The sequence below is a fragment of the Streptomyces sp. BA2 genome (assembly GCF_009769735.1).
GTDB lineage: Bacteria > Actinomycetota > Actinomycetes > Streptomycetales > Streptomycetaceae > Streptomyces.
Genome location: NZ_WSRO01000002.1, coordinates 3,740,881 through 3,754,089 on the forward strand (window position 1 = coordinate 3,740,881; position 13,209 = coordinate 3,754,089).

General features: G+C 70.1%; 12 protein-coding genes and 1 riboswitch. Of the genes, 2 read left to right on the forward strand and 10 right to left on the reverse strand.

What is annotated here, in order from left to right; genetic code table 11:
- Positions 1 to 76: 76 nt before the first annotated feature.
- The 3 genes from E5671_RS19505 to E5671_RS19515 form a co-directional block, all read right to left on the reverse strand.
- Positions 77 to 1,069 (reverse strand): GlxA family transcriptional regulator, encoded by a 993-nt coding sequence (locus E5671_RS19505; protein WP_160505247.1) that lies wholly within the window; start codon positions 1,067 to 1,069, stop codon positions 77 to 79.
- Between the two features lie 74 nt (positions 1,070 to 1,143).
- On the reverse strand, positions 1,144 to 2,601 hold the full coding sequence (locus E5671_RS19510) for an MFS transporter (RefSeq protein ID WP_160505248.1): 1,458 nt from the start codon (positions 2,599 to 2,601) through the stop codon (positions 1,144 to 1,146).
- 121 nt (positions 2,602 to 2,722) lie between these two features.
- Entirely contained in the window at positions 2,723 to 4,093 is a 1,371-nt protein-coding gene (locus E5671_RS19515) for a DUF445 domain-containing protein (RefSeq protein WP_160505249.1), read from the reverse strand.
- Between the two features lie 244 nt (positions 4,094 to 4,337).
- On the opposite strand from E5671_RS19515, the gene E5671_RS19520 reads away from it, so the two are divergent.
- A complete protein-coding gene (locus tag E5671_RS19520) occupies positions 4,338 to 5,657 on the forward strand; it encodes an SGNH/GDSL hydrolase family protein (RefSeq protein WP_160505250.1) in 1,320 nt (439 codons plus the stop codon).
- Positions 5,658 to 5,676: 19 nt separating this feature from the next.
- Here the strand turns inward: E5671_RS19520 and E5671_RS19525 are convergent, their stop codons facing one another.
- From E5671_RS19525 to E5671_RS19540, 4 genes are read right to left on the reverse strand one after another with little or no spacing between them, the layout of a single operon-like run.
- Positions 5,677 to 6,495, reverse strand: coding sequence for a DUF1707 SHOCT-like domain-containing protein (locus E5671_RS19525; RefSeq protein WP_160505251.1), 819 nt, complete (start codon positions 6,493 to 6,495; stop codon positions 5,677 to 5,679).
- A 10-nt stretch (positions 6,496 to 6,505) separates the two neighbouring features.
- Positions 6,506 to 7,471: an ATP-binding cassette domain-containing protein gene (locus tag E5671_RS19530; protein ID WP_160505252.1), complete on the reverse strand. Its 966-nt coding sequence runs from the start codon at positions 7,469 to 7,471 to the stop codon at positions 6,506 to 6,508.
- A 6-nt stretch (positions 7,472 to 7,477) separates the two neighbouring features.
- Positions 7,478 to 8,242 carry an ABC transporter permease gene (locus tag E5671_RS19535; protein WP_160510288.1) on the reverse strand — a complete coding sequence of 255 codons (765 nt, stop codon included), beginning with the start codon at positions 8,240 to 8,242 and terminating at the stop codon, positions 7,478 to 7,480.
- Positions 8,243 to 8,291: 49 nt separating this feature from the next.
- The gene (locus E5671_RS19540; RefSeq protein ID WP_160505253.1) at positions 8,292 to 9,113 is read right to left on the reverse strand and encodes an ABC transporter permease; all 822 of its coding nucleotides are present in this window, start codon (positions 9,111 to 9,113) and stop codon (positions 8,292 to 8,294) included.
- A 196-nt stretch (positions 9,114 to 9,309) separates the two neighbouring features.
- On the opposite strand from E5671_RS19540, the gene E5671_RS19545 reads away from it, so the two are divergent.
- Positions 9,310 to 11,805 (forward strand): transglycosylase domain-containing protein, encoded by a 2,496-nt coding sequence (locus E5671_RS19545; RefSeq protein ID WP_160505254.1) that lies wholly within the window; start codon positions 9,310 to 9,312, stop codon positions 11,803 to 11,805.
- A 52-nt stretch (positions 11,806 to 11,857) separates the two neighbouring features.
- Here the strand turns inward: E5671_RS19545 and E5671_RS19550 are convergent, their stop codons facing one another.
- From E5671_RS19550 to E5671_RS19560, 3 genes are all read right to left on the reverse strand, one after another.
- Positions 11,858 to 12,178, reverse strand: coding sequence for a DMT family transporter (locus E5671_RS19550; protein WP_160505255.1), 321 nt, complete (start codon positions 12,176 to 12,178; stop codon positions 11,858 to 11,860).
- Positions 12,179 to 12,227: 49 nt separating this feature from the next.
- Positions 12,228 to 12,289: riboswitch (guanidine-III (ykkC-III) riboswitch) on the reverse strand.
- Positions 12,290 to 12,349: 60 nt separating this feature from the next.
- On the reverse strand, positions 12,350 to 12,706 hold the full coding sequence (locus E5671_RS19555; protein ID WP_160505256.1) for a co-chaperone GroES: 357 nt from the start codon (positions 12,704 to 12,706) through the stop codon (positions 12,350 to 12,352).
- A 43-nt stretch (positions 12,707 to 12,749) separates the two neighbouring features.
- A complete protein-coding gene (locus tag E5671_RS19560) occupies positions 12,750 to 13,079 on the reverse strand; it encodes a DUF3618 domain-containing protein (protein ID WP_160505257.1) in 330 nt (109 codons plus the stop codon).
- Between the last annotated feature and the right edge of the window lie 130 nt (positions 13,080 to 13,209).

Consider the following 13,209-nt stretch of genomic DNA (forward strand, 5'->3'; position numbering starts at 1 on the left):
TCGCCAGGGGGCGCGACAGAGTACGCGTACTCAGGGCTTACTCAGATCAGGCTCGATCAGGCCCGCTCAGGCCCGCTCAGAATGAGCCCCTCGTCCCCCTGAACGTCACCCGATACGCCCCCGGCGACACCCCCAGCCCCGCCTGGAAGTGCTGCCTCAGCGACGCGCCCGTGCCGAAGCCCGCGTCCGCCGCGATGCGGTCGACCGTGCGGTCCGTCTCCTCCAGCAGTTCGCGGGCCCGGTCCACGCGGCGCTGGGTCAGCCACTGCATCGGCGTCAGGCCCGTCTCCTCGCGGAAGCGGCGGCTGAAAGTGCGCACGCTCATCGACTCCCGCTCGGCCATCTCGGCCAGCGTCAGGGGTTCGGACAGGCGCTGCTGGGCCCACTCCCTGGCCCGGCCCGTCGACGTCAGGCGGGGCTCCGCCACCGGGCGCCGGATGTACTGGGCCTGGCCGCCCTCGCGGTGCGGGGGTACGACATTGCGGCGGGCCACGTCGGCGGCCACCGCCGCGCCGTGGTCCCCGCGGATCATGTGCAGGCAGAGGTCGATTCCGGCCGCCTCGCCCGCGGAGGTGAGGACCGGGCCCTCGTCGACGTACAGGACGTCCGCATCGACCGTCACGGCCGGGAACGTACGGGCGAAGAGGTCCGCCGACAGCCAGTGCGTCGTGGCCCTGCGGCCGTCCAGTAGGCCCGCTGCCGCGAGGACGAAGGCGCCGGTGCAGATGGAGGCGATACGGGCGCGGGTGGCGGACTCCAGCGCGCCCGCCAGGGCAGGCGAAAGACCGCCCGGTCCCAGCGACTCGTCCTCCTCGTGCGAGGCCGGGATGACCACCGTGTCCGCTGCGGCCACCGCGTCGGGGCCGTGCTCGGCGTAGACGGGGAAGTCCGCGTCCGTGCGGATCCTGCCGGGGGCCAGGGCGCAGGTCGTCAGCTCGTAGAGGCGGGCGCCCTGGGGCGAGCGTGCGTTGCCGAACAGCTGGTGGATCAGGCCCAGTTCCATGGGCAGGACGCCGTCCCTCACCAGGACAGCCACCCTGTGGGGGTTCGACACTCCCTCTCCGCTCATGGCCGGATCTTCCCACCCCCGGCCGGGCCCCGCCCCGCCTACGCCCCCGCCTACGCCCCCGCCTACGCCCCCGCCTACGCCTCCGCCTTCGCCTCCGAAAGCGGCCTCGCGATGTCCTCCAGCGACCGCCTCTCGGCCTTCACCGCGAACACCGCCGCGACGAGACCCGCAGCGCACATCAGTCCCGCCCCGATCTGGAAGGCGAGCACCGTGTCGCCGACGACGCCGGACTCGGTCAGCTTGGCGAAGATCAGCGGGCCGCTGATGCCGCCGGCCGCCGTGCCGATGGCGTAGAAGAAGGCGATCGCCATGGCGCGGGTCTCCATGGGGAAGATCTCGGAGACCGTGAGGTACGCGCTGCTCGCGCCCGCCGACGCGAAGAAGAGCACCACGCACCAGCAGGCCGTGAGCGTCGCCGCGCTGAGCGAACCACGGTCGAAGAGCCAGGCCGTGCCGAAGAGCAGGACGCCCGACACGATGTACGTCGAGGAGATCATGATCCGGCGGCCCACCGTGTCGAAGAGTTTGCCGAGGAAGAGCGGGCCCAGGAAGTTGCCCGCGGCGATGACGGCGAAGTAGTAACCCGTGCTGCCCGAGGGGACGTCGAAGAACTTGGTGAGGATCGCGCCGAAGCCGAAGGTGATCGCGTTGTAGAGGAACGCCTGACCGATGAAGAGGGACAGGCCGAGCACCGCACGCCTGGGATAGTCGCGGAAGACGGTCCTGGCGATGAGACCGAAGCCGATGCTCTTGCGTTGGTGGATGGTGATCTCGCGGTCGGGCGGCGGCAGGCGTTCGCCCTTCTCCTGCTCGATCTCCCGCTCCACCGACGTGACGAGGGCGTCCGCCTTCTCCCCGTGGCCGTGGATGAACTGCCAGCGCGGGCTCTCCGGCACATGGCGCCGTACGAGCAGGATCACCAGGCCGAGTACGACGCCGAGGGCGAAGGTGAGCCGCCAGCCGAGGTCCTTCGGGAAGATGCTGGTGTTCAGCATGACGACCGAGAGCAGCGAACCGCCGATCGCGCCCAGCCAGTAGCTGCCGTTGATGATCAGGTCCACGCGGCCGCGGTACTTGGACGGGATCAGTTCGTCGATGGCCGAGTTGATGGCCGCGTACTCACCGCCGATGCCGAAGCCGGTGAGGAACCGGAAGACGAAGAACCACCAGGCGTCGAAGGAGAGCGCGGTGAGCGCGGTGGCGCCGAGATACACCGCCAGGGTGACCATGAAGAGCTTCTTCCGGCCGAACTTGTCGGTGAGGCGGCCGAAGAAGAGGGCGCCCGCGCAGGCTCCCGCCACGTACAGGGCGGCCGCGGTGCCGGTGATCTGGGCGGAGCTGATGGCGAGGCCGCTGCCCTCCTCGGAGAGTCGCCCCGCGATGTTGCCCACCACGGTCACTTCGAGGCCGTCCAGGATCCACACCGTGCCGAGGCCGATGACGATCATCCAGTGCCAGCGGGACCAGGGCAGCCGGTCGAGACGGGCGGGCACGGCGGTGGTGACCGTGGCTTCGGTGCCGGGGGACGGCATCGGGGCCTCCTAGCGCCGAGGCGGGCGGACGGCCGTACGAGTGCCCTGCCGGGCGGCGGTCACGCCCCGCACTCGACGGCCGCCGGCGGATCACCCGCCCAGCGCATGCGCCGCCGGCGGATCACCCGCCCAGCGCATGCGACACCGTATAGATCGCAAGCCCCGCCAACGCCCCCACCACCGTGCCGTTGATCCGGATGAACTGGAGGTCGCGGCCGATGTGGGCCTCGATCTTCTTCGACGTGTGCTCGGCGTCCCAGCCCGCGACCGTGTCGGTGATGAGGGAGGTGATCTCGTCGCGGTACGTCGTCACCACGTACACCGCGGCGCCTTCGACCCAGCCGTCCACCTTCTGCTGGAGCCGTGCGTCGGTCGCCATCCGCGCGCCGAGCGAGAGCAGCGAGGCCCGCACCCTCAGGCGCAGCTCGCTGCGCTCGTCCTCGGCGGCGGCCACGATCATCTGGCGCACCGCCGACCAGGCGGAGGCGATCAGGTCCTGCACCTCGCCGCGGCCGAGCACCTCACGCTTGAGGCGCTCCACGCGCTCGCGGGTGTCGGAGTCGGACTGGAGGTCGGCGGCGAAGTCGGCGAGGAAGCGGTCGACGGCGCCGCGGGCGGGGTGCTGGGGCATGTCCCGCATCTCGGCGAGGAAGCGAAGCAGTTCCTTGTAGACGCGCTCGCCGACCTTCTTGTCGACGAACCGCGGGGTCCAGCCGGGGGCGCCGCCCTGCACCGCGTCCATGACCGACTCGTCGTGCTCGACCAGCCAGTCGTGGGCGCGGACGCAGACCAGGTCGACGACCCGCTTGTGGCCGCCGTCCGCGACGACCTTCTCCAGCATCTTCCCGATGCCCGGCGCGATCTCCTGGGCGTCGGCTCGGCGTGTGATGGCCTCGCCGACGACCGCCTGGACGTCCGAGTCGCGCAGGACCGTCAGGGCGCCGCGCAGCGCCGTGGCCAGCTCGGCCGTCACCCGGTCGGCGTGTTCGGGGTCCGCCAGCCAGGTGCCGAGGCGGCTGCCGATGCCCACCGCGCGCAGCCGGCCTCGTACGACATCGGAGGAGAGGAAGTTCTCGCCCACGAAGTCACCGAGGGAGGCGCCCAGTTGGTCCTTCTTGTTCGGGATGATCGCCGTGTGCGGGATGGGCAGGCCCAGGGGATGGCGGAAGAGTGCCGTCACCGCGAACCAGTCGGCGAGCGCGCCGACCATGCCGGCCTCGGCCGCCGCCGCGACATAGCCCGCCCAGGCGCCGGCGCCCGAGTTCTGCGCCCATTTCGCCAGTACGTAGACGAGCGCGACGAAGACGAGGAGGCCCGTCGCGGTGATCTTCATCCGGCGGACGCCGCGCCGCTTCTCCTCGTCGGCGGGGCTGTACGTGAAGCCGCCGCCCAAGCCACCCGTGCCGGAAGGGGCGCCGCTTGAAGGAGGGACCTCACGGGCATGCTGCCCGGCAGAGTCCGCTTCAGCCGCGCCCTCCGCGCTCTCCGGCATTGATCGATTCGTGCGCTCCACTCACTCCACCTGACCCGTTCGCGTGGTTCGTGGCGTCCTCATGCGTATTGTCCCCGTCTCTCTGCGTCCCTTCCTGACCGACTCCTGGAACGGACCACAAGTTCCCGGCGTCTGAATGGTCGGAGGGGGGCAGTGTCGGCCGCCTCACGGCCCATGACGCATCATGGGGTGATCACATCGGAGCCTCGATCAGGCTCCCCCTGCTCGAGGAGACACAGCCCGCATGACCAAGCGTCACGGTTATGCCCTGCTTGCCGCGGTCCTCGCGGTAATAGTGGTGATTTCCGCCGCCATATACCTCGGTGTATCCACCGACGACGGATCTCAGGACACCATCAGCGCGGGGCCCCGCAGCCCGCGCAACTCCGCGGCTCCCGCCTCCGCCGGAACGTGGGTCGGCTCCTGGGCCGCATCCCCCGCGGCCGCCGAACCAAACACGCACCGCAACGGCTTCGCGGGCCGCTCCATCCGCAATGTCGTGCACACCAGCGTCGGCGGCGACAGCACCCGCATCACCCTGTCGAACCTGTACGGACAGCAGCCGCTGAGCATCACCCACGCCTCCATCGCGGTCGCCGTGGGGGCGAACAACCCGGCCGCCGCACCCGGCACCCTGCGCCGCCTGAACTTCAACGGCAACACGTCCGTGGTGATCCCCGCGGGCCAGCAGGTGATGAGCGACGCGGTCCGGCTGCGCGTGCCGCACGACGGCGACCTCCTGGTCACGACGTTCTCGCCGACCCCTTCGGGCCCGGTCACCTTCCACCCGCACGCACGCCAGGTCAGCTACGTCGCCGAGGGCGACCGTACGGAGGACCCGAACGGCGCCGCGTACACCCAGCAGAGCACCTCCTGGCGCTACCTCTCGGCCGTGGACGTCCTGTCCAACGAGTCGGACGGCACCGTCGTCGTCTTCGGTGACTCGCTCACCGACGGCATCTCCTCCACCATGGGAGCCAACGCCCGCTGGACCGACACCCTCTCCGACCGCCTCCGCGAGGAGTCGGGCGGCCCGCGCTACGGCGTCGTGAACGAGGGGATCAGCGGCAACCGCATCCTCTCGGACGGCAACGGCACCCCCGCGGACAACCCGAGCGGCCTCACGCGCTTCGACCGTGACGTCCTCGACCGGACGGGCGTCAAGGCCGTCGTCGTCGCACTCGGTGTCAACGACATCCTGCGCAACCCGCACCAGAACAACCCCGACCGCATCGTCGAGGGCCTGCGGGAGCTGACGCGCCAGGCGCACACGCGCGGTCTTCGGGTCGTCGGGGCGACCCTGATGCCGTTCGGCGGCCACCGGGGGTACGAGCCCGAGCTGGAGAACGTGCGCCAGGCGGTGAACGAGCAGATCCGCGACGGCAAGGTCTTCGACGAGTTCGTCGACTTCGACCGTGCGCTGCGGGACCCCTACGACCCCCGCAAGCTGCGCGCCCAGTACGACTCCGGCGACCACCTGCACCCGAGCGACTCGGGCTACCGGAAGATGGCGGAGACGTTCAACCTGGCCCACCTGCGGGGCTCCGCGGCCGCCGAGCTCTAGGCCCGGCCGCTGTACGCCGCTATTCGCCGCCTCCGGCGCCGTAGTCCCCCGGCGCCGGATGCGATGAGTCGGACCTGCGGTGCAGCTCCCCGTGCCGCTTCCGGTGCCGCTCCCCTCGCTCTCCCCGCTCCCGCTCTCCCCGCTCCAGCTGCGCCGCCCGCCGCTCCTCGCGCCGCTCCAGCTTCTCGCGGCGGCGCTCCTCCTTGATCCGCAGGCGCTCCGCCCTCGGCAGCTTGCGCTCCACGCCGACCCCGCCCATCAGCGCGAAGCCCGTGACCACCACGCGCGGGGAGCCGGGCGTACCCTCGCCCGTGGCCTTGTCGTCGAAGCCGCCCATGATCCCGAAGCCCTTGACCTGGACGTTCAGCTCGGGCGGCACGGTGACCTGAATGCCGCCCATGATCGTGAAGCAGCGGATCTCGACGTCACGCTCGGCGAACCGCGCCTCGCGCAGGTCGATCTCGCCGCCGCCCCACATCGCGAACGCGGTGAACCGCGAGCCCACCGTCCAGCCGCCCTTGCGCATGAACCCGCTCCAGAACGCGAAGCCGCCCGTGGAGGTAACCTCGCCGCCCATGCGGGACGACCAGTCGATCTCGCCCTCGCGCGCGGAGCTCGGCTTCACCATGGAGAGCTTCGCGCCCGCCGCCGGCAGATCCCGCGTGATCGGCTCGAGCTCGCCGTAAGTACGCGCCTTGTACGTCGCGTCCAGGCGCTCCCCGAACTCCTCCATGTCCAGGCGGCCCTCGGCCACGGCTTCACGGAGTCGTTCGGCGACGCGCTCGCGGTCGGCGTCGGCGGCCCGGAGGTCCGGGAGATGAGGCTGCTCGTCGGTCATACGAAGCAGCCTACGAGGTCGCCTTCTCCGCGTACATCTTGGCGATGACGGCCTCGATGTCGGGTTCCCTGACCGAGAGGTCGACCATCGGATACCGGGCCGCGACCAGGGCGACAAGCGGAGCTGCGGACTCCGCCGCGGGGAACGCGAGCCACTGCCGCGGGCCCTCCACCTTCACCACCCGCGCCGACTCCACCTCGATGGGCGGCAGTTCGCGCTCCAGGTCGACGACCAGGGTGCGCTCGCTCTCCCCCACCTCGTGCAGCCCGGCGAGGGCCCCGTCGTACATCAGACGGCCGTGGTCGATGACCATCACCCGCTTGCAGAGCTGCTCGATGTCGGTCAGGTCATGGGTGGTGAGCAGGACCGTCGTGCCCGCCTCCGCGTTCAAGTCCCGCAGGAACTGACGGACCTTGGCCTTGCTGATCACGTCGAGGCCGATCGTCGGCTCGTCGAGGTACAGCACCTCCGGATCGTGCAGGAGCGCCGCCGCGATGTCGCCGCGCATCCGCTGGCCGAGCGAGAGCTGGCGCACGGGGACGTCCAACAGGGCGTCCAGCTCAAGGAGTTCGACGCAGCGGTCGAGGTTCTCCTTGTAGCGGGCGTCCGGGATCCGGTACATGCGGTGCATCAGGCGGTACGAGTCGATCAGCGGCAGGTCCCACCACAGGGTGGTGCGCTGGCCGAAGACCACGCCGATGCGCCGGGCCAGACGGGTGCGCTCGCGGGACGGGTCGATACCCGCGACCCGCAGCCGCCCGCCGCTCGGCGTGAGGATCCCCGTCAGCATCTTGATCGTCGTGGACTTGCCCGCGCCGTTCGGGCCGATGTAGCCGACCATCTCGCCGCGCGGCACGGTGAAGGAGATGCCGTCGACGGCACGCACCTCGCGCTTCTCGCGCCGCAGGAAGCCTTTCTTCTTGCGTACGTCGAAGACCTTCTCGACGCCGTCCAGCTCAATGAGGTCTGTTTCCACGGCAGTTCAGCTCCCTGTGCTGCGGTACGAACGAAGGCCCGTGCGCCAGGCGAGGCCCGCGAGCGCGAGAAGGAGGGCGGCCACCAGCGGCGGCGTGAACGCCACCCACGCCGGCAGGTCCAGCGGATAGGGCCGCCCGAGGACGTACAGCGCGGGGATCCAGTTCACGAAGGCCAGCGGCAGGATGAAGGTGACGCCGCGCACCAGGTCCTTGGTGAAGACGGTCGGCGGGTACTGGAGCAGCGTATTGCCGCCGTAGGTGAAGGCACTCTGCACCTCGGCCGCGTCCTGCGCCAGGAACTGGAAGGCCGCGCCCGCCACCCAAACGGCCGCGTAGATCCCCGTTCCACAGAGCAACATCAGCGGGATCATCAGGACCTTCAGCGGGGTCCAGTCGATGTCGAGGACGACGAGCGCGTACGTGAGGACGAGCGCCCCCTGGACCACGCGCCCGATCCGGTGCAGCCCGAACCGGTCGGCGGCGACCTGCGCGATCACCGGGACAGGCCGCACCAGGAGCGTGTCGAGCGTGCCGTCCCGCACCCGCTTCCCAAGACGGTCCATGGACCCCATGGCGAGGTCGGTGAGCCCGAACGCGGTGCCCGACGCCCCGTACAGGAAGGCGATCTCGGGCAGCGAGTAGCCGCCGAGCCGGTCCACCTGGGAGAACATCAGCAGGATCGCCGCGAAGTCGAACGCGGTCACCGCCAGGTTGCCGAGCGCCGTCATCGCGAAGGACAGGCGGTAGGCCATCAGGGAGCGGATCCACATGCCGGAGATCAGCCGGTAGGCGCGCAGCCCCTCCCGTGCCTGTGCCAGATCAGCCACCCTGGACCACCACCCGTCGCGTGGCGACCGCCTGAAGCAGCCGCCCGGCCGTGAGGAGCGCCGCCGCCCAGCCGATCTGGAAGGCGTACGTCTGGAGCAGGCCGACGCCGGTGTGCTTGCCGAGGAACACGTCGACGGGCACCTGGAGCAGCGCGGACCACGGCAGCGCGCGGGCGAACTCGCCGAGCGCGCCGGGGAAGACGTTCAGCGGGAGCAGCATCCCCGAGAAGAAGACGCCCGCGAGCATCGCGATCTGGGTCACGCCCGCGCCGTCCATCAGCCAGAACGCGCAGAGCGCCACCAGGAAGCGGATCGCGAAGCTCACCACCACGCCGAGGAACACGGCCAGCAGGAAGGCGAGCCAGCGCAGCGGCTCGGTGGGCAGCGCCAGGTCGAAGACGAGGGAGCCGACCGCCATCGGCGCCACACCGCGCCCGAGCAGCTGGAACAGGGACCGGCCCACGTCGGTCGCCAGCCACCAGGCCTGAAGGTCGGCGGGCCGGTACAGGTCGATCGCGATGTCCCCGGTGCGAATCCGCTCGATCAGCTCGCCCTCGAAACCGCCGCCCATCAACGACATCACCGTGAGCAGCCCCTGCCCCAGCCATACGAACGTCAGGGCCTGCGACTGGTCATAGCCGCCGAGCCCCGGCTTCTCGTCCCAGAGCGCGATGTACGTGTACGCCAGGATCAGCCCGAAGACGGTGTTGGTGAACACGCCCGCCAGGGTGGCGATCCGATACGTGGCGTAACGCCGGAAGCCCGCTCGGGCGACGGCCGCGTACAAGCGGAACCGTCCTGTACGCACACGCATCCCCTTTAAGAGAGTCTTGACGACGACCTTGCCCGGTCCGGGCCAAAGGGACGGAGCTTAGTGCGGTCGTCATCGCTCGTGCCAGGCATTTTCGGCGCACGGCGCGTGCCTGGCAGGGAACGCATGAAGCGACAGTGTGCAATGGGTCGTACGAGGCGTACGTGACGTACGACGCGAACCGGGAGTTCCACGAGACATGAGCAGCGACGAGCCGCAGCAGCAGGGCGCAAAAGGACCCGAGGGATGGGCGCCCCGCGAACCCGTGGACGACCCGGAGGCCCCCGATGAGACCCCTGACGGGACGGCGGCAGCTGCCGCCGAAGGCGAGAAGGGCAAGAAGAAACGCCCCAAGCGCAAGGGCTGGCGGCGCATCTTCCCCACCTGGCGCATGGTGCTCGGCGGTTTCATCCTGCTGATCCTGCTCTGCGTCGGCGGCTTCGCCGCGGGCTACATGATCGTCGACATCCCCCCGGCCAACGCGTCCGCCACCGCGCAGAGCAACGTCTACCTCTACGCCGACGGCAGCCAACTGGCCCGCGACGGCGAGGTCAACCGCGAGAACGTCCCGCTGAGCCAGATCCCCAAGGAAGTCCAGCACGCCGCGCTCGCCGCCGAGGACCGGGACTTCTACAGCGAGTCCGCGGTCGACCCCAAGGCGATGATCCGCGCCGCCTACAACACCGTCACCGGCAAGGGCAAGCAGTCCGGTTCGACGATCACCCAGCAGTTCGTGAAGAACTACTACCTGGGCCAGGAACAGACGATCACCCGCAAGGCCAAGGAGTTCTTCATCTCCATCAAGCTGGACCGCGAGGTGAGCAAGGACGACATCCTCGCCGGGTATCTGAACACCAGCTACTTCGGGCGCAACGCGTACGGCGTGCAGGCCGCGTCCCAGGCGTACTTCGGCAAGGACGTCAAGGACCTGAACACCGCCCAGGGCGCCTATCTGGCGACGCTCCTCAACTCCCCCAACGCGTACGACGTGGCGACGCACCCGGAGAACAAGCAGCGCGCCGTGGGCCGCTGGAACTACGTCCTCGACGGCATGGTCAAGGAGGGCTGGCTCAGCGCCGCCGACCGCGCGAAGACCAAGTTCCCCGCGCCGAAGGAGGCCAAGGGCGCCTCCGGCCTCTCCGGCCAGCGCGGCTACCTCGTGCAGGCCGTCGAGGACTATCTGACGTCCAACGACATCGTCGAGGAGGACACCCTGGCCAAGGGCGGTTACCGCATCACCACCACCCTCCAGAAGGGCCGCCAGGACGCCTTCAAGAAGGCCGTCGACGACCAGGTGATGTCCAAGGTCGACAAGGGCGCCCGCAAGGTCGACCGCAACGTCCGCGCGGGCGGCGCCTCGATCGACCCGAAGACCGGCAAGGTCGTCGCGATGTACGGCGGCATCGACTACACGAAGCAGTACGTCAACAACGCCACACGCCGCGACTACCAAGTGGGCTCCACCTTCAAGCCGTTCGTCTTCACCTCGGCGGTGGAGAACGGCTCGGTCACCCAGGACGGCCGCCCGATCACCCCGAACACCATCTACGACGGCACCAACAAGCGCCCGGTGCAGGGCTGGGACGGCGGGACGTACGCCCCCGAGAACGAGGACGACGTCGACTACGGCAACATCACCGTCCGCACCGCCACCGACAAGTCCGTCAACTCGGTCTACGCGCAGATGGCCGTCGACGTCGGCTCGGACAAGGTCAAGGACACGGCGGTCGCCCTCGGCGTCCCGGAGTCCACCCCCGACCTGACCGCGTCCCCCTCCATCGCGCTCGGCCCGTCCACGGCCTCCGTCCTGGACATGACGGAGGCGTACGCGACGCTCGCCAACCACGGCAAGCACCCCACGTACACGATGGTCGAGCGGGTCACCAAGGACGGCCAGGAGGTCGAACTGCCGGAGCAGACGACCGCGCAGGCCGTCAGCCGCGAGGCCGCCGACACCACCACGTCCATCCTGCAGAGCGTCGTCGACGGCGGCACCGGCACGGCGGCCCAGGCCGCCGGCCGCCCCGCGGCGGGCAAGACAGGCACCGCCGAGGAGGACAAGGCTGCCTGGTTCGCGGGCTACACCCCCGAACTCGCCACCGTGGTCTCCGTGATGGGCCAGAACCCGGACACCGGCGCGCACACCCCGCTGTACGGGGCGCTCGGCCAGCCCCGCATCAACGGCGGCGCCTACCCGGCACAGATCTGGGCGCAGTTCACCAGGGAGGCCCTGGAGGGCGAGCCCGTCCAGGACTTCGACCTGCAAGTGGAGGAGGGCGCCGACGTACCGGTGGTCCCGGACCCCTCGGACGTCGAGGAGGACCCGGCCACCGGCGGCGCGGCCACGGGCGGCGACGACGACACGCAGGGCCAGGACGAGGGCCAGACCCAAGGGCAGGACCAAGGCCAGACCCAGGGCCAGGACCAGGGCCAGACGCAAGGCCAGGACCAGGGCCAGACCGAGGGGCAGGACCAAGGGCAGACGCAGGGCCAGACGGACGGCGGTGCCACCGTCGACGGCGGAGCGACCGACGGAGGCATTCCCACCGACCCGGGCACCGCCCAGGGCGGCCAGACCGACGGCTCCACCGCGGACGGCGGAACGGGCGACGACGCGGGGGCCATGGGCGGCCTGACGGAAGGCGCGGCTGCCCGCCGGAAGGGGGAGACCGCCGGGTGGCCGGGGGCGTACTAGTGCCGACCTACTAGCGTCGGCCTACTGGCGTCGACCTACTAGCTGCGTCCTACTAGTGCCCCGAAGTCGCCTTCAGACCCACGACGGCTACCAGCAGCAGCACGACGAAGAAGATCCGGGCGGCGGTGGCGGGCTCACCGAGCACCATCATCCCGACCACCGCCGCCCCGGCCGCACCGATACCGACCCACACGCCGTACGCCGTACCGATGGGCAGCGTCTTGGCGGCGTGCGAGAGCAGCATCATGCTGGCGACGATCCCGAGGCCGGTGAACACGCTCGGCCACAGCCGCGTGAACCCCTCGGTGAACTTCATCCCGATCGACCAGCCCACTTCGAGCAGACCGGCGACGATCAACAGAACCCAGGCCACGACGGCACCTCCGACACGTAGAGACGCGAGAACGCGTCACTTCAATGGGGGTGCGTCGTCTTTGCGGAAACCCGGTACGGCGCGTCTCGTCGGGGTCCTTAAAAGGTAGCAAACGACACGAGTAAGGGGCTGGTGACGATGGTCACCAGCCCCTTACCGACACTCATGCGCCTACAGGTAGAGCCCCGTCGAATCCTCAGACCCCTCGAACCGGTCGGCGGCCACGGCATGCAGATCGCGCTCGCGCATCAGCACGTACGCCACACCCCGCACCTCCACCTCGGCCCGGTCCTCCGGGTCGTAAAGGACCCGGTCGCCCGGCTCCACCGCGCGCACGTTCTGCCCGACGGCGACCACCTCCGCCCAGGCCAGACGCCTGCCGACGGCGGCGGTCGCGGGGATCAGGATGCCGCCGCCCGACTTGCGCTCGCCCTCGGCGGTGTCCTGCCGCACGAGCACGCGGTCGTGCAGCATCCGGATGGGCAGCTTGTCGTCGTGGGGGCTGTGTCCCTGGCTTTTGGCGCTCACGCCCCGAACCTACCTGCCGGAGGACCGTCCGGACGATGCCGGGTCAGTCCTTGCGGCGCCGCGAGCTCACCGCGAGCATCCCCACCAGACCCACGACCACCAGCGCGACCGGCACGATGCGCTCCAGACGCGGCGCACCGTCCTCGGTCACCAGCTGGCCCCGCACATCGGAGACCACGCGGTTCGCACCGACGTACGCCCGCCCGAGGGAGTTGTCCACCCTGGCGACGACCTTGGCCTTCGCGTCACCCACGATCGTCTTCGGGTGGACCCGCACCCCGATCTCGTCGAGCGTCTCGGCGAGCGTCACGCGGCGGCGCTTGATGTCCGCCTCGATCTGCGCCGGGGTCCTGCTGTCCGACGTGTCCGACACCGCGCTGCCTCCGTGGTCGTATCCGGCTGTCTGTTCCTTCTGTACGTGTCGCCGACAGTCTGTCAGCTCCACGCGCACCGCACCCCACGGCACCCCTATTACGCTCGACTCCGTCACCACACGTTTTACG